Origin of the sequence: Halomonas pelophila (assembly GCF_040196315.1) — a bacterium.
Taxonomy (GTDB): Bacteria; Pseudomonadota; Gammaproteobacteria; order Pseudomonadales; family Halomonadaceae; genus Halomonas; species Halomonas pelophila.
On record NZ_JBEGCI010000001.1, the window covers coordinates 21,974 to 37,058 of the forward strand.

General features: G+C 66.1%; 11 protein-coding genes. 7 read left to right on the forward strand and 4 right to left on the reverse strand.

The window, feature by feature from the left end:
* Positions 1-57: 57 nt before the first annotated feature.
* The 3 genes from glyQ to gmhB all read left to right on the forward strand — a co-directional run bounded on the left by glyQ (position 58) and on the right by gmhB (position 4,168).
* Entirely contained in the window at positions 58-1,020 is a 963-nt protein-coding gene (gene glyQ / locus ABE957_RS00110; RefSeq protein ID WP_349756607.1) for a glycine--tRNA ligase subunit alpha, read from the forward strand.
* Entirely contained in the window at positions 1,020-3,086 is a 2,067-nt protein-coding gene (gene glyS, locus ABE957_RS00115; protein WP_349756608.1) for a glycine--tRNA ligase subunit beta, read from the forward strand. The genes glyQ and glyS overlap by 1 nt, the downstream gene beginning before the upstream one ends.
* A gap of 512 nt (positions 3,087-3,598) precedes the next feature.
* Positions 3,599-4,168 carry a D-glycero-beta-D-manno-heptose 1,7-bisphosphate 7-phosphatase gene (gmhB, locus tag ABE957_RS00120; RefSeq protein WP_349756609.1) on the forward strand — a complete coding sequence of 190 codons (570 nt, stop codon included), beginning with the start codon at positions 3,599-3,601 and terminating at the stop codon, positions 4,166-4,168.
* A 113-nt stretch (positions 4,169-4,281) separates the two neighbouring features.
* On the opposite strand, the gene gyrB is transcribed toward gmhB, so the two are convergent.
* From gyrB to dnaA, 4 genes are all read right to left on the reverse strand, one after another.
* Positions 4,282-6,702, reverse strand: a complete 2,421-nt coding sequence (gene gyrB, locus ABE957_RS00125; protein WP_349756610.1) for a DNA topoisomerase (ATP-hydrolyzing) subunit B — start codon at positions 6,700-6,702, stop codon at positions 4,282-4,284.
* An 11-nt stretch (positions 6,703-6,713) separates the two neighbouring features.
* On the reverse strand, positions 6,714-7,829 hold the full coding sequence (recF, locus tag ABE957_RS00130; RefSeq protein ID WP_349756611.1) for a DNA replication/repair protein RecF: 1,116 nt from the start codon (positions 7,827-7,829) through the stop codon (positions 6,714-6,716).
* A gap of 55 nt (positions 7,830-7,884) precedes the next feature.
* Positions 7,885-8,988: a DNA polymerase III subunit beta gene (dnaN, locus tag ABE957_RS00135; RefSeq protein WP_349756612.1), complete on the reverse strand. Its 1,104-nt coding sequence runs from the start codon at positions 8,986-8,988 to the stop codon at positions 7,885-7,887.
* Between the two features lie 61 nt (positions 8,989-9,049).
* The gene (gene dnaA, locus ABE957_RS00140; protein ID WP_349756613.1) at positions 9,050-10,519 is read right to left on the reverse strand and encodes a chromosomal replication initiator protein DnaA; all 1,470 of its coding nucleotides are present in this window, start codon (positions 10,517-10,519) and stop codon (positions 9,050-9,052) included.
* Positions 10,520-11,092: 573 nt separating this feature from the next.
* On the opposite strand from dnaA, the gene rpmH reads away from it, so the two are divergent.
* From rpmH to mnmE, 4 genes are all read left to right on the forward strand, one after another.
* A complete protein-coding gene (gene rpmH / locus ABE957_RS00145) occupies positions 11,093-11,227 on the forward strand; it encodes a 50S ribosomal protein L34 (protein WP_008959105.1) in 135 nt (44 codons plus the stop codon).
* A 13-nt stretch (positions 11,228-11,240) separates the two neighbouring features.
* Positions 11,241-11,654, forward strand: a complete 414-nt coding sequence (gene rnpA, locus ABE957_RS00150) for a ribonuclease P protein component (RefSeq protein WP_349756614.1) — start codon at positions 11,241-11,243, stop codon at positions 11,652-11,654.
* A 207-nt stretch (positions 11,655-11,861) separates the two neighbouring features.
* Positions 11,862-13,553: a membrane protein insertase YidC gene (gene yidC, locus ABE957_RS00155; RefSeq protein ID WP_349756615.1), complete on the forward strand. Its 1,692-nt coding sequence runs from the start codon at positions 11,862-11,864 to the stop codon at positions 13,551-13,553.
* A 155-nt stretch (positions 13,554-13,708) separates the two neighbouring features.
* The gene (mnmE, locus tag ABE957_RS00160; RefSeq protein WP_349756616.1) at positions 13,709-15,079 is read left to right on the forward strand and encodes a tRNA uridine-5-carboxymethylaminomethyl(34) synthesis GTPase MnmE; all 1,371 of its coding nucleotides are present in this window, start codon (positions 13,709-13,711) and stop codon (positions 15,077-15,079) included.
* Positions 15,080-15,085: the final 6 nt, after the last annotated feature.

The following is a 15,085-nucleotide window of genomic DNA, read 5'->3' on the forward strand; positions in this document are numbered from 1 at the left end:
ATCTGCCAGTAATTGTATACTTGACGGCTCGTGAATTCATGGCCAACGGTGCTTCCAATGACACAGTCGACGCCAGACGTGACAACCTTCCAGGGCCTGATCCTCGCCCTGCAGCAGTACTGGGCCGAACAGGGTTGCGTGATCCTCCAGCCCCTGGACATGGAGGTCGGTGCCGGCACCTTCCATACCGCCACCTTCCTGCGCTCCATCGGGCCCGAGACCTGGAACGCAGCCTACGTGCAGCCCTCCCGCCGCCCCACCGATGGCCGCTACGGCGAGAACCCCAACCGCCTGCAGCACTACTACCAGTTCCAGGTGGTGATGAAGCCCTCCCCCGCCGAGTTCCAGGAGCTCTATCTGGGATCGCTCAAGCGCCTGGGGCTCGACCCGCTGGTCCATGATATCCGCTTCGTCGAGGACAACTGGGAGTCGCCGACCCTGGGCGCCTGGGGACTCGGGTGGGAGATCTGGCTCAACGGCATGGAGGTGACCCAGTTCACCTACTTCCAGCAGGCCGGCGGCCTGGAGTGCTACCCGGTCACCGGCGAGCTGACCTACGGCCTCGAGCGCATCGCCATGTACCTGCAGGACGTCGACAGCGTCTACGACCTGGTGTGGACGGTGGCCCCGGACGGCACCAGGGTGACCTACGGCGACGTCTACCTGCAGAACGAGCGCGAGCAGTCGGCCTACAACTTCGAGCATGCCGACGTCGACTTCCTGTTCGCCTCCTTCGACCACCAGGAGCGCGAGTGCACCAAGCTGCTGGAGGCCCAGCTGCCGCTGCCCGCCTACGAGCAGGTGCTGAAGGCGTCTCACACCTTCAACTTGCTGGATGCCCGCCACGCCATCTCGGTCACCGAACGCCAGCGCTACATCCTGCGCGTGCGCACCATGGCCCGGAGCGTGGCCCAGGCCTACTACGACTCACGCAAGGCCGCCGGCTTCCCGCTGGCCACCGAGGCCCTGCGTCATGAACTGCTGGCCGACGCGCCGCTTGCCGAACAGGGAGAAGTCTGATGGCTGCCAACACCCTACTGGTCGAACTGGGCGTCGAGGAGCTGCCGCCGGGCGCCATCGATGAACTTTCCGACGCGCTGGCCGAGGGCATCCGTCGCGGCCTGGTTGATGCCGATATCGACGCCGGCGAGGTGCTCGCCTATGCGAGCCCACGTCGCCTGGCCGTACAGATCCGGGAGCTGGCCGACAAGCAGCCCGACCGCGAGGTCGAGCGCCGCGGCCCGGCACTCGCCGCCGCCTTCAAGGAGGGCCAGCCGACCAAGGCCGCCGAGGGCTTCGCCCGTTCCTGCGGCGTCAGCGTGGATCAGCTGATCCACCTGGAGACCGACAAGGGCACCTGGCTCGGTTATCGGGAGCACCAGCCGGGGGAGGCCACCACCGCCCTGCTGCCCGCCATCGTCGAGAAGGCCATCGGTGCCCTGCCGGTACCCAAGAACATGCGCTGGGGCGCCTCGCGGATCGAATTCTCCCGCCCCGTGCACTGGCTGGTGATGCTCTACGGCAACCAGGTGGTTGAGGCCAGCGCCCTGGGGCTTGAAGCCGGCCGCACCACCCGCGGCCATCGCTTCCATGCCCCCGCGCCCATCGAGCTCGCCCATGCCGACGACTACCTCGCCGCTCTCGAGGGCGCCTGGGTGCTGGCCGATCGCGATCAGCGCCGCGAGCGCATCCGCGAGCAGGTGCTGGCCGAGGCCGAGGTCCAGGAGGCCACGGCGGTGATCGACGAGGACCTGCTGGTCGAGGTCAGCGGCCTGGTGGAGTGGCCCGTCGCCCTGACCGGCAGCTTCGACGAACGCTTCCTCGAGGTCCCGCCCGAGTGCCTGATCTCGTCGATGAAGGCCAACCAGAAGTACTTCCACCTGCTGGATGAGGCGGGCCGGCTCAAGCCGCTGTTCATCACCGTCTCGAACATCGACAGCGCCGATCCCGACCAGGTGATTCAGGGCAACGAGCGGGTGATCCGCCCGCGTCTGGCCGATGCCGCCTTCTTCTACGACACCGACCGCAAGCAGACCCTGGCCGAGCGCGCCCCGGCGCTGGCCGGCGTGGTGTTCCAGAAGCAGCTGGGCAGTCTGGCCGACAAGGCGCACCGCAATGCCGCGGTGGCCGCCTTCATCGCCGGCCGCATCGACGGCGACGTGCACGATGCCCGGCGCGCCGCCGAGCTCGCCAAGTGCGACCTGGTTACCGAGATGGTCCTCGAGTTTCCCGAGCTGCAGGGCACCATGGGCCGCTACTACGCGCTCAATGACGGCGAGCCCGACGAGGTGGCCCTGGCGCTGGAGGAGCAGTACCTGCCGCGCTTCGCCGGCGACGCCATCCCCCAGGGCCGCACCGGCCTGGCGCTGGCGCTGGCCGACCGCCTCGACACCCTGACCGGTATCTTCGGCATCGGTCAGCGGCCCAGCGGCACCAAGGATCCGTTCGCCCTGCGCCGTGCGGCCATCGGCGTGATCAACATCCTGGTCAAGGGAGAGCTCAGCCTCGACCTGCGAGAGCTGCTCGAGCTATCGGCCGCCCAGCACCAGGAGCTGCCCTACGCCGAGGGCCTGGTCGACGAGGTCCTCACCTACATGCTCGACCGCTTCCGCGCCTGGGCCAGCGACGAGGGCATTGCCACCGAGGTCTATCTCGCCGTGCGGGCTCGCCCGGTCACCGAGCCCCTCGACTTCGCCCGCCGCCTGCGCGCCGTGCAGGGCTTCGCGCGTCGCGAGGAGGCCGCTGCCCTCGCCGCCGCCAACAAGCGCGTCTCCAACATCCTCGCCAAGCAGCAGCACGACGGCGACCTCAGTGTCGATGCCGACCAGCTGCAGGAAGCCGCCGAGAAGACGCTCTTCGAGGCGCTGGAGGCGTGTCGGGGCCAGGTCATGCCGCTGTTCGCCGAGGCGCGCTACAGCCAGGCCCTGGATACCCTGGCGACCCTGCGCGAGCCGGTAGACCGGTTCTTCGACCAGGTGATGGTCATGGCTGAAGACCCCGCCGTGCGTCGCAACCGCCTGGCGCTGCTGGCCGGACTGCAGGCGCTGTTCCTGGAGGTGGCCGACATCGCCCTGCTCCAGCAGTAGCGATACCCCCTCTCGGGGACCCCAAGGGCCGGCGAGCGATCGCCGGCCTTTTTCATGCCCGGGGTTTCATGCCCGGCTTTCCCCAGGCCGGCCATGACATGTTTCACGTGGAACATCGAGGGTATCGACTACGGTGCAGCCGGTGTTGCCTGTCAGCCGGGGCTATCGCAGTTCGCGTTGTTGCTCGGGCTGATCCGTCGACAGGTCTGCGAGGAGGAGCTGTCGACCCGTCCCTGGGCGCCACCTTTGCCCTGCTTCGCTCTCGCATCCCGCTCCGCTTGCAGGTCCGGTGCTGGCCATCCTTGGCCAGCCCGTTCGGAGGAATCCTCCTCACCCCTGGCAAAAGACCTCCTCTTCGACCTGTCCCGGCGCTCCTCATCATAACCAACTGCAATTGCCCTGCCCTGTCAGTTCCAAGAGCCAGCTGAGAGCAAAAGGGACGGCCCTTGGCAGACGATGTTCCACGTGAAACACTCCCGCCATCCCTTGGCTGCTACCGACCGGATCCACCCATGCCCCATCCCTCGAAGCTCGTGATCCTCGATCGCGATGGCGTCATCAACCACGATTCCGACGCGTACGTGAAATCCCTGGACGAATGGGTCCCCTACCCCGCCGCCATCGAGGCCATCGCCAGGTTGAGCCAGGCCGGATGGACCGTGGCCGTCGCCACCAACCAGTCCGGCATCGCCCGGGGCTACTTCAGCGAAGCCGTGCTGGAGAGCATGCATCAACGGTTGCGCGAGCTGGTTCGCCAGGCCGGCGGAGAAATTGCCCACATCGCCTACTGTCCTCACGGGCCGGACGATGGCTGCGACTGCCGCAAGCCGCTGACGGGGCTGCTCGAAGAGATCCGCCAGGCGCTCGGCCTGGAGACCCTGGCCGATAGCTGGATGGTCGGCGATAGCCTGCGCGACCTGCAGGCGGGCGAACCGATGGGCTGCCGGCCGGTGCTGGTCAGGACCGGCAAGGGGCGTCGCACGGAGGCAAAGGGACAAGGCCTGGCGCAGGCGATGATCTTCGACGACCTGGCCGCCTACGTGGACTGGTTGCTGGCCGCGGGGGCGGATAGCGGCGACTGAAGCGACACCCGTCACTCCCCGAACGCAACAAGGCCGGCGTGATAGCCGGCCTCGTCGTTGATAGCGCTGGTCGCGAAAGCCGCGATGTTCCACGTGGAACATCGCGTGGACGGTCAGATGTCCAGGTTCGCCACCAGGGCATTGCGCTCGATGAAGTCGCGCCGCGGCTCCACCTCGTCGCCCATCAGGGTGTTGAACATCATGTCGGCGGCCACCGCGTCCTCGATGGAGACCCGCAGCATGCGCCGGGTCTCGGGGTTCATGGTGGTCTCCCAGAGCTGATCCGGGTTCATCTCGCCGAGCCCCTTGTAGCGCTGGATGGAGAGGCCTCGCTGCGCCTCGGCCATCAGCCAGGCCAGCGCATCGTAGAAGTTCGTCACGGGGCGCTTGCGCTCGCCGCGCGCCACGTAGCTGCCCTCTTCCAGCAGACCGTCCAGGGTCTCGCCCAGCGTCGCCATGGCACGGTAGTCGGCGCTGGTGAAGAACTCGACGCCCCACACGTAGTCGGTGGTGACACCGTGCGCGGTCAGCGTGACCGCCGGCAGGAAGAAGCCGCGCTCGCCGTCCTCTTCGAGGCGGAAGGTATAGCGCGGCCCGCCCTCATAGGAGACCAGGGCGTCCATCTCCTTCTGCAGGTAGTCGACCCAGTTCTGCATGGTGCCGCGGTCACGCAGGCTCTGCTCGCCATCGAGATGGGCGGCATGCACGATCTTGCGCAACACGACATCGGGATAGACGCGCGACAGGCGATCGATGCGCTTCATCACGTCGCGATACTGATTGACCAGCTCCTCGAGGTGGGCGCCGGCGATGCCGGGGGCGTCGGCATTGACGTGCAAGCGCGCGCCGTCCAGGGCGGTCGTCGTCAGGTAGTCGACCATCGCCTGCTCATCCTTCAGGTAGAGCTCTTGCTTGCCGCGCTTGATCTTGTAGAGCGGCGGCTGGGCGATGAAGACGTTGCCACGCTCGATCAGCGCCGACATCTGACGGAAGAAGAAGGTCAGCAGCAGCGTGCGGATGTGCGAGCCATCCACATCGGCGTCGGTCATGATGATGATCGAGTGGTAGCGCAGCTTGTCGGGATTGAACTCCTCGCGCCCGATGCCGCAGCCCAGGGCCGTGATCAGCGTGCCGACCTCGGCCGATGAAAGCATCTTGTCGAAGCGCGCCTTCTCCACGTTGAGGATCTTGCCCTTGAGCGGCAGGATCGCCTGGGTGCGGCGATCGCGCCCCTGCTTGGCACTGCCGCCGGCCGAGTCACCCTCGACCAGGAACAGCTCGGAGAGGCTGGGATCCTTCTCCTGGCAGTCGGCGAGCTTGCCCGGCAGGCCGGCGATATCCAGCGCGCCCTTGCGGCGCGTCATGTCGCGCGCCTTGCGTGCCGCCTCACGGGCTCGGGCCGCATCCAGCATCTTGTTGACGATGGCCTTGGCTTCGTTGGGCTTCTCGATCAGGTAGTCCGAGAACAGGCGACCCATCTCCTGCTCCACCGCGGTCTTGACCTCCGAGGAGACCAGCTTGTCCTTGGTCTGGGCCGAGAACTTGGGGTCCGGCACCTTGACCGAGATGATCGCGGTGAGGCCCTCACGGGCATCGTCGCCGGAGGTGTTGACCTTGGCCTTCTTGAGCAGCCCCTCGGCCTCGATGTAGTGATTCAGCGAGCGCGTGAGCGCGGCACGGAAGCCGGCCAGGTGGGTGCCGCCATCGCGCTGCGGAATGTTGTTGGTGTAGCAGAAGATGTTTTCCGAGAAGGTGTCGTTCCACTGCATCGCCACCTCGACGCCCACGCCGTCTTCGCGTTCGGCGTTGAAGTGGAACACCGGATTGAGCACCGTCTTGTTGGTGTTCAGGTGGTTGACGAAGGCCTTGAGGCCGCCCTCGTAGTGGAACAGCTCTTCCTTGCCGCTACGCTCGTCGATCAGGCGGATCGCTACGCCGGAGTTGAGAAAGGAGAGCTCTCTCAGTCGCTTGGCGAGAATATCGTAGTGGAACTCGATGTTGTGGAAGGTCTCGGGCGAAGGCCGGAAGTGCACGCGGGTGCCGCTTTTCTCGGTCTTGCCGACCACCGCCAGCGGCGCATCGGGCACGCCGTGATGATAGAGCTGCTCGAACACCTGCCCGGCGCGCCAGATGGTCAGCTTGAGCTCTTCGGAGAGGGCGTTGACCACCGAGACCCCGACGCCGTGCAGACCGCCGGACACCTTGTAGGAGTTGTCGTCGAACTTGCCGCCGGCGTGCAGCACGGTCATGATCACCTCGGCCGCCGAGACCCCCTCTCCCTCGTGGATATCGGTGGGCACACCGCGGCCGTTGTCGGTCACGGTGATCGACTCATCGGGGTGAATGATCACCCGGATCTCGCTGCAGTGTCCGGCCAGCGCTTCATCGATGGAGTTGTCCACCAGCTCGAACACCATGTGATGCAGGCCCGTGCCGTCGTCGGTGTCGCCGATGTACATGCCCGGCCGCTTGCGTACGGCATCCAGGCCCTTGAGAACCTTGATGCTCGATGAGTCGTAAGCCTGTTCGCTCATTGACTACTCCGTCATGAAGTCTGTCTGTCCATTGGCAGCAGCTGCCCCTGGCCTGATTCGGAATGTTCCACGTGGAACATCGTCAACTGGGTGTCCGCCTGCCACAGGCCCGCCAGGGCATCGGGGTCGACGCTGGTGATGAATACCTGGCACTGCATGCGCTCCAGCCACTGGCAGAAGACGCGCCGGTGGTCGCTATCCAGCTCGGCAGGCAGGTCGTCGATCAGGTAGAGGCAGGTCCGCCCGGTCAACTGCTCGAGCAGGCGCCCCTGGGCCAGCTTAAGTGCGCTCACCACCAGCTTCTGCTGGCCGCGCGAGAGCACCTCCACCGCCGGACGCTTGCCGAGCCGTATGCCCAGTTCGGCGCGCTGTGGCCCCTGCTGGGTGAAGCCCATTTGGTGGTCGGTGTGGCGCGCCTGGCGAAGGATGTCGCTCAGCTCACGCTTGCGGTCCCAGCCCCGCGCGTAGCGAACGGCCAGGCCGGGCAGCGTGATAAGCTCCTGCAGGGTGTCCTCGAACACCGGCAGGAACCTGTCGATCCATTCACGGCGCATGCCGTCCAGCAGCCCGCTCCAGTGCACCAGCTCCTGTTCCCAGGCATCCAGTGAAGCATCCGACATTCTACCATGCCTGAGAAGGGCATTCCGATGTTTCAGCGCGCGCCGGAAGCGTCGCCAGGCGTCGAGAAAATCGTGTTTCACGTGAAACACGCCCCAGTCCAGGAACTCGCGACGGCCGGCCGGAGGACCTTCCAGCAGGCGAAAGGCATCGGGATTGATCAGCTGCAGCGGGAGAGTTTCCACCAGCCGCGAGACCCGGTCGAGACGCTCCCCGGAGAGGCGCATCTCGAGCTCCGCGGCGTCACGCTGGCGACGCACGCCAATGGTCACGGCCGGATCGCCGGCCAGCCGCGCGTGCAGCGTCATGGCATCGGCCTCGTGGGCGATGGCGTGGCGCAGCTGGCGTGCCCGGAAGGAGCGCCCCATGCCGAGGACGTGAATGCCCTCCAGCAGGCTGGTCTTGCCGCTGCCGTTGGCTCCGGTGAGGAGGTTGATGCGTGGACCCGGCGTGACGTCGATGGCCTGCAGGTTGCGCAGGCCTTGGAAGGTAAGGCGTTCGAGAGGCATTAGACAGGTTCGACAGCGTCGGCAGCACCCTCGTCAGGCACCGCCGGACGGCGTCTCAGAGGCGCATGGGCATGACGACGTACATGGCGTCGCCGCCACCGGGTTCTTCCATCAGCGCGCTGCTGTTGGGATCGGCCAGGGTCATCTGCACGCGATCCTCGTCCAGCACGCTGAGCACGTCGACGAGGTAGCCGACGTTGAAGCCGATCTCCATGGCCGGGCCGCTGTATTCGATGGCCACGTTCTCCTCGGCCTCCTCCTGCTCGGGGTTGTTGGCCATGACCCGCAGGTTGCCCTCCTCGAGGTGCAGGCGCACGCCGCGGTACTTCTCGTTGGAGAGGATGGCGGTACGCGACAGCACCTGGCGCAGCTCGGCACGATCGGCGATGAAAACCTTGTCACCGCCGCGCGGCACGACCCGCTCGTAGTCGGGGAACTTGCCGTCCACCAGCTTGGAGGTGAAGGTGAAGTCGCCGGTGTGGGCCCGCACGTGGGTGGCGCCGAGGGTCAGGCTGACCGGCTCCTCGCCGTCGTCGAGCAGACGCACCAGCTCCATGATCCCCTTGCGCGGCACGATCAGCTTCTGGGACGGCTCCACCTGGATGTCGGCGGAGCGCGAGCAGACGGCCAGGCGGTGGCCGTCGGTCGCCACGGTGCGCACCAGGTTGGGGCCCATCTCGAGCAGCATGCCGTTGAGATAGTAGCGCACGTCCTGCTGGGCCATGGCGAAGGAGGTGGCATCGATCAGGTGCTTGAGCGTGCCCCGCGGCAGGCTCAGCTCCACGGTGCCCTGGTCGTCCTCGATGTTCGGGAACTCGGCCACCGGCAGGGTCGAGAGCGTGAAACGCGAGCGACCGCTGCGCAGCACGGCCCGACCCTCTTCGAGCGTCAGCTGGATCTCCGACTGATCGGGCAGCGACTTGCAGATATCCATCAGCTTGCGGGCCGGCACGGTGGCGGATCCCGGCTCCTCCACGAGGCTGGCCGCGGTGCGCCCGATCAGCTCGACCTCGAGGTCGGTGCCGGTCAGCGAGACCTGATCCTGGTCGACCTGAATCAGCACGTTGGAGAGTACCGGCAGGGTCTGGCGGCGCTCCACCACGCCGGCAACCAGCGTCAGCGGGCGCAGCAGCGCTTCTCGGGAGATGGAAAATTTCATGTCGACTCCACTACTTGTCCTGGAGGGATTGAGGCCGGCGTCCCGACCGCTGGTGTTCCGTTCAGCTGGTCAACAGCCTCAGCAGATTCTTGTAGTCCTCGCGGATGTCCGCGCTCTCCTCCTGCAGCGATTTCACCTTGCGGCAGGCGTGCAGCACCGTGGTGTGATCGCGGCCGCCGAAGGCGTCGCCGATCTCGGGCAGGCTATGGTTGGTCAGCTCCTTGGCCAGCGCCATGGCCACCTGGCGGGGACGGGCCACCGAACGCGAACGGCGCTTGGAGAGCAGGTCGGAGAGCTTGATCTTGTAATACTCGGCCACGGTGCGCTGGATGTTGTCCACCCCGACCTGCTTGTCCTGTAGCGCCAGCAGGTCCTTGAGCGACTCGCGGATGAAGTCCTGGGTGATCGTCTTGCCCATGAAGTGGGAGTCGGCGATCACCTTCTTCAGCGCGCCCTCCAGCTCGCGGACGTTGGAGCGGATCTTCTGGGCGATGAAGAAGGCGGCGTCATGGGGCAGGTCGACCTTGGCCTGATCGGCCTTCTTCATCAGGATGGCCACGCGCGTCTCCAGCTCCGGCGGCTCGATGGCCACCGTCAGGCCCCAGCCGAAGCGAGACTTCAAGCGCTCCTCTACCCCACTGATTTCCTTGGGATATCGGTCGGACGTCAGGATCATCTGCTGGCCGCCCTCGAGCAGCGCATTGAAAGTGTGGAAGAACTCCTCCTGGGAGCGCTCCTTGCCGGCGAAGAACTGGATATCATCGATCAAGAGGGCATCGACGCTGCGGTAGAAGCGCTTGAAGTCGTTGATCGCATTGAGCTGCAACGCCTTCACCATGTCGGCCACGAAGCGTTCCGAATGAAGGTAGACGACGCGGGCGTTCTCGCGCCGGGTCGCCAGGGCATTGCCGACGGCATGCATCAGGTGCGTCTTACCCAGGCCGACACCGCCGTAGAGAAACAGCGGGTTGTACGCCCCGCCGGGGTTCTCGGAGACCTGACGGGAGGCGGCGCGAGCCAACTGGTTGGACTTGCCCTCGACGAAGGTCTCGAAGGTGAAGTTGGGGTTGAGGCCGCTGTTATGCTTGAGGCTGCCCTCCACCTGCACCTGGCGCTCACCGCCACGCCGCTGGCCGGCCCCCTCCTCGCGCAGCTGATCGATCTCGCGCTCGTCACCCACGTCTCCCCGGGGGGGCACCTGCACGGCGGGCGCCGCCGGCGCCCGGGGGGCGGCCGAGACCGGGTTGCCCAGTTCCCGAGGCTGCGGGGTCGGCGCCGCGCTGCGCCGACTGCCCACGGTCAACACCACCTTGGGCGGCTTGGCCGGCGAGAGCTCGCGCATGAGCTCGCTGATCCGCTTGGCATACTTGTCGCTGACCCAGTCACGCACGAAGCGATTCGGCGCCAGCAGGCGCAACTGGTTGGACTCCCCTTCCTCCGCCTGCAGCGGACGAATCCAGGTATTGAACTGCTGCGAATTCAGTTCATCCTGCAGGGTATCCAGACATTGTTGCCAGAGAGCCAGTGACACGCGACCTCACCTTTGCGTAGAAAACGACCGCCTATTGTATCGTTCGGGCCCGAGGTTATCCACATGACCGCCTAACGCTTCATCCTGTGGAAAACCCGGCCGCCGTGACCGCCGGCTCCCGGCGGGACGCGGCCAGCAGGGAAAGGCGACGACACCTCAGACGCCGCAGGCCTTCGCGCCGGACTTGTCACGACGCCATCACGATAGGCATCGTCACCTCACTTCCCACCCCATCCCCACTTTGTCCACAGCAGACGCACACGCCCAAGATGCTGATATATATAAATTAAACCACCTTATTCACAATACCCATCCCCAGGAGTGACCACAGGGCCTGACAGGTCACGGCATGCCGAGGGGGCGAACGGGTAGCGGAGAGTGGTCAAACGACCGGGCGGGAGACCGCGCCAGCAGGGCGCTCGAGGGGCCGCAAAACGCAGGTAAGAATTGCACCGCAGGGCTGGAATCACTACAATTTCCGGTCTTGAGTTGAATACCCCCGGATCCGCCCGCGGCTTCCGGATATCTACGAGTGATCAAATCATTCAGAAAACCACGTGGGAATAACGAGTTATGAAACGTACTTTTCAACCCAGCGTCCTCAAGCGCAAGCGCGCACATGGTTTCCGTGCTCGCATGGCCACCAAGAACGGTCGTGCCGTGCTGGCTCGCCGTCGCGCCAAGGGCCGCAAGCGCCTGAGCGCCTGATCGCGGCCCTCGCGTGTCAGATCAGGGCTATCCCCGGCAGCTGAGACTGCTGACTGCCGGGGACTATCGTCGTGTCTTCGAAACGGCGGCTTTCAAGGTCCATGGCAGGGGGTTGATGGCTCTGGCCTCGCCCAACGCGCTCGGCCACCCGCGACTCGGCCTGATCTTCAGCAAGAAGAACGTGCGCCGGGCCGTCGATCGCAACCGTCTCAAGCGCATCGTGCGTGACTCCATCCGGCTCCGGCAGCAGCGTCTTCCCGCCGTGGATATCGTGGTTCTGGCAAGACGGGGGGTTCACGAGCTGGACAACGCCACCGTGCATCGCCAGCTCCAGGGTATGTGGCGCCGCCTCGAGCGCGAGGCGAGCAAGTCCGCCCATGAGTCGGAGCATCACGCAAGGCGGAGCGAAGACACGCAGCGCACATGATGACCGGCCCTCCTGAGCGCCAGCGCATCCCGGAGCCCGCATGAGCATGATCACCTCGCTCTTTGCCGCGTCTCTCCACGCCGACGCGTCGGATGCCGCCGGCCAGCGTGCGTTTCCCAGCCTGCCTCCGGCAGGCTTTCGTGTATCTCGGGTGTGCGACCTGCGTTGCGCCATCGGAATGTTCACTACCCATCGGGCAGACCCCTCATGGACGTAAAACGACTACTCCTGCTGATTCCCCTGGCGGTACTCGCCTACCTGTTGATGGTCCAGTGGAATCAGGATTACGGCCAGGTTCCCCCTGAGCCGCAAGCCCCCGCCATAACCAGCAGCGCGTCGGACGGCACCCGCTCGTCGACCGACGGCAGCGATGATCTTTCGGTCCCCACCAGCGCCTCGTCGTCGAGCGACATGGCCAGCGGGATTCCCGGTGAGGCCGAGGCGCCGACGGGCAGCCGCGACCTGGTGGCCGTGGTCACCGACGTGCTGGACGTGCGCATCGACCCCCAGGGCGGTGACATCGTCTATGCGGCGCTGCCTGATCATCGCTTCAGCCTCGATTCCGAACGTCCCTACGTGCTGCTCTCCGACAGCGAGGCCCGCAGCTACGTGGCGCGCTCTGGGCTGCAGCTCGAAGGCCATGAAGGTCGTATCACCTTCACCCCCGAGGCGACCGAATACCGGCTGGGCGAGAACGACGACCGGCTCGAGGTCGACATGACCGCCGAGGTCAACGGCGTCGAGGTGATCAAGCGCCTGACCTTCGAGCGTGACAGCTACGCGGTCGACGTGAACTACTTCCTGGCCAACAACACCGAGGAGCCGGTCACCGCCCGCTTCATCGGCCAGCTGGTCCGCGACAACAGCAGCGATCCGTCCAGCGGCCCGAAGATGGGCATGCGCTCCTATCTGGGTGCCGCCTACTCCACGCCGGAGGACCGCTACCTCAAGGTCGACTTCGAGGAGATCCAGGAAGGCGCCTTCAACAACCGCGACGTCGAGGGCGGCTGGGTCGCCATCATCCAGCACTACTTCACCTCGGCCTGGGTCCCCGCCCAGAACCAGCAGAACCTCTACTACGCCACCACCGATGCGCGCGACCGCAACGTGGCGGCCTTCGCGGGCCCGACCAGCAACCTGGCCGGCAACGGCGAGGCGACACTGGGCGCGACCCTCTACATGGGTCCCAAGGTGCAGGACCGCCTCGAGGCCGTGGCGCCCAACCTGGAGCTGACGGTGGACTTCGGCTGGCTGTGGTTCATCGCCAACCCGCTGTTCTGGCTGCTCGACCATATCCATGACCTGATCGGCAACTGGGGCTGGTCCATCGTCCTGCTGACCATGCTGGTGAAGGCGGCGCTGTGGCCGCTCTCCGCCAAGGCCTACAAGTCCATGGCCCGCATGCGCAAGCTGGGCCCGGAGATGCAGCGCCTCAAGGAGCAGTTCGGCGACGACCGCCAGAAGATGTCCCAGGAGATGATGAAGTTCTACCAGAAGGAGAAGATCAATCCTCTGGGGGGCTGTCTGCCGATCCTGGTGCAGATGCCGGTGTTCATCGCCCTGTACTGGATGCTGCTGGAATCCGTCGAGCTGCGCCACGCGCCCTTCATGTTCTGGATTCAGGACCTGTCGGTGAAGGATCCGTTCTTCATCCTGCCGATCCTGATGGGCGCCTCGATGTTCGTTCAGCAGATGCTCAACCCGACGCCTCCGGACCCGATGCAGGCGAAGATCATGAAGATGCTGCCGATCGTCTTCACCTTCTTCTTCCTGTGGTTCCCGGCGGGCCTGGTCATCTACTGGGTGGTCAACAACTGCATCTCGATCATTCAGCAGTACACCATCACCCGCAAGATCGAGGCCGATCCGAGTATCGGCAAGGGCATGAAGACCAAGTAGTAAAGGTCTCATCCCGCTCTTCCAGACCCCCGCCTCGGCGGGGGTCTGGCGTTTGGGGGCCAGGTTTTGAGGGGCTGGTCATTAAGCGCCCCGCCCCGGACAATGTCCCCTTTCAGGCCCCATGATCACTCGCTTTTAGACCACAGGAACCGTCCATGGCCGCCAGCCTCTACGATCAGGACACCGTCGCCGCCCTGGCCACGCCGCCGGGACGCGGCGGCGTGGGGATCATCCGCGTCTCCGGGCCCGCCTGCACGACGATCGCCCAGGCGATGCTCGGCCACTGCCCCGCCCCGCGCCAGGCCCACTACGGCCCCTTCCGGGGCGCCCGCGAGGTGATCGACGAGGGCATCGCGCTCTACTTCGAAGGCCCCCACTCCTTCACCGGCGAGGACGTGCTGGAGCTGCAGGGACATGGAGGGCCGGTGATTATGGACCTGCTGCTCGAGCGCTGCGTGCAGCTTGGCGCCCGACTGGCCCGGCCCGGCGAGTTCTCCGAGCGGGCCTTCCTCAACGACAAGCTGGACCTGGCCCAGGCGGAGGCCATCGCCGACCTGATCGAGGCGAGTTCCCGAGGGGCCGCCGAGAACGCCCTGCGCTCCCTGCAGGGCGAGTTCTCGCACCGCGTCCAGGCGCTGGTCCAGCGGCTGGTCGAGCTGCGCATCTACGTGGAGGCGGCCATCGACTTCCCCGAGGAGGAGATCGACTTCCTCGCCGACGGGCACGTCGCCGGCAAGCTCGCAACGATCCAGGCGGACCTGGCCGAGGTGCGAGCCGCCGCCGGTCAGGGGGCGCTGATGCGGGAGGGCATGAGCGTGGTGATCGCCGGACGCCCCAACGCCGGCAAATCGAGCCTGCTCAATGCCCTGACGGAGCAGGAGACGGCCATCGTCACCGACATCGAGGGCACCACCCGGGACGTGCTGCGCGAGCACATCCACCTGGACGGCATGCCGCTGCACGTGATCGATACCGCCGGCCTGCGCGATACCCCGGACGCCGTCGAGAAGATCGGCGTGGCGCGCGCCTGGGAGGAGATCGAGAAGGCCGACCGGGTGCTCTTGATGGTCGATGCCGCCACCACCGAGGCGGTGGACCCAATGGCCATCTGGCCGGAGTTCGTTGCGCGCCTGGCCGACCCCTCCCGGCTGACCCTGGTGCGCAACAAGATCGATGCCAGCCACGAGACGCCCGGGCTCGATACCGGAAGCGAGCGCCCGGTGATCCGGCTGTCGGCCAAGAGCGGCGCCGGGATCATGAGTCTCAAGGAGCACCTCAAGGCGGTGATGGGCTTCGCGGCGACCCCCGAGGGCCGCTTCTCGGCGCGCCGGCGCCACCTGGACGCCCTGGACCGCGCCGATGCGGCCCTCTGCAACGGCGAGGCGCAGCTCGCCGGCTACGGCGCCGGCGAGCTTCTGGCCGAGGACCTGCGCGATGCCCAGCAGGCGCTGGGCGAGATCACCGGGGAGTTCAGCGCCGATGACCTGCTGGGCGAGATCTTCGGCAGCTTCTGCATCGGCAAGTAGCGGGAT

Bases quoted from the DNA above. Each gene is read 5' to 3' on its own strand.
- glyQ (WP_349756607.1), top strand. From the start codon at position 58: ATGACACAGTCGACGCCAGACGTGACAACCTTCCAGGGCCTGATCCTC.
- glyS (WP_349756608.1), top strand. From the start codon at position 1,020: ATGGCTGCCAACACCCTACTGGTCGAACTGGGCGTCGAGGAGCTGCCG.
- gmhB (WP_349756609.1), top strand. From the start codon at position 3,599: ATGCCCCATCCCTCGAAGCTCGTGATCCTCGATCGCGATGGCGTCATC.
- gyrB (WP_349756610.1), bottom strand. From the start codon at position 6,702: ATGAGCGAACAGGCTTACGACTCATCGAGCATCAAGGTTCTCAAGGGC.
- recF (WP_349756611.1), bottom strand. From the start codon at position 7,829: ATGCCTCTCGAACGCCTTACCTTCCAAGGCCTGCGCAACCTGCAGGCC.
- dnaN (WP_349756612.1), bottom strand. From the start codon at position 8,988: ATGAAATTTTCCATCTCCCGAGAAGCGCTGCTGCGCCCGCTGACGCTG.
- rpmH (WP_008959105.1), top strand. From the start codon at position 11,093: ATGAAACGTACTTTTCAACCCAGCGTCCTCAAGCGCAAGCGCGCACAT.
- yidC (WP_349756615.1), top strand. From the start codon at position 11,862: ATGGACGTAAAACGACTACTCCTGCTGATTCCCCTGGCGGTACTCGCC.
- mnmE (WP_349756616.1), top strand. From the start codon at position 13,709: ATGGCCGCCAGCCTCTACGATCAGGACACCGTCGCCGCCCTGGCCACG.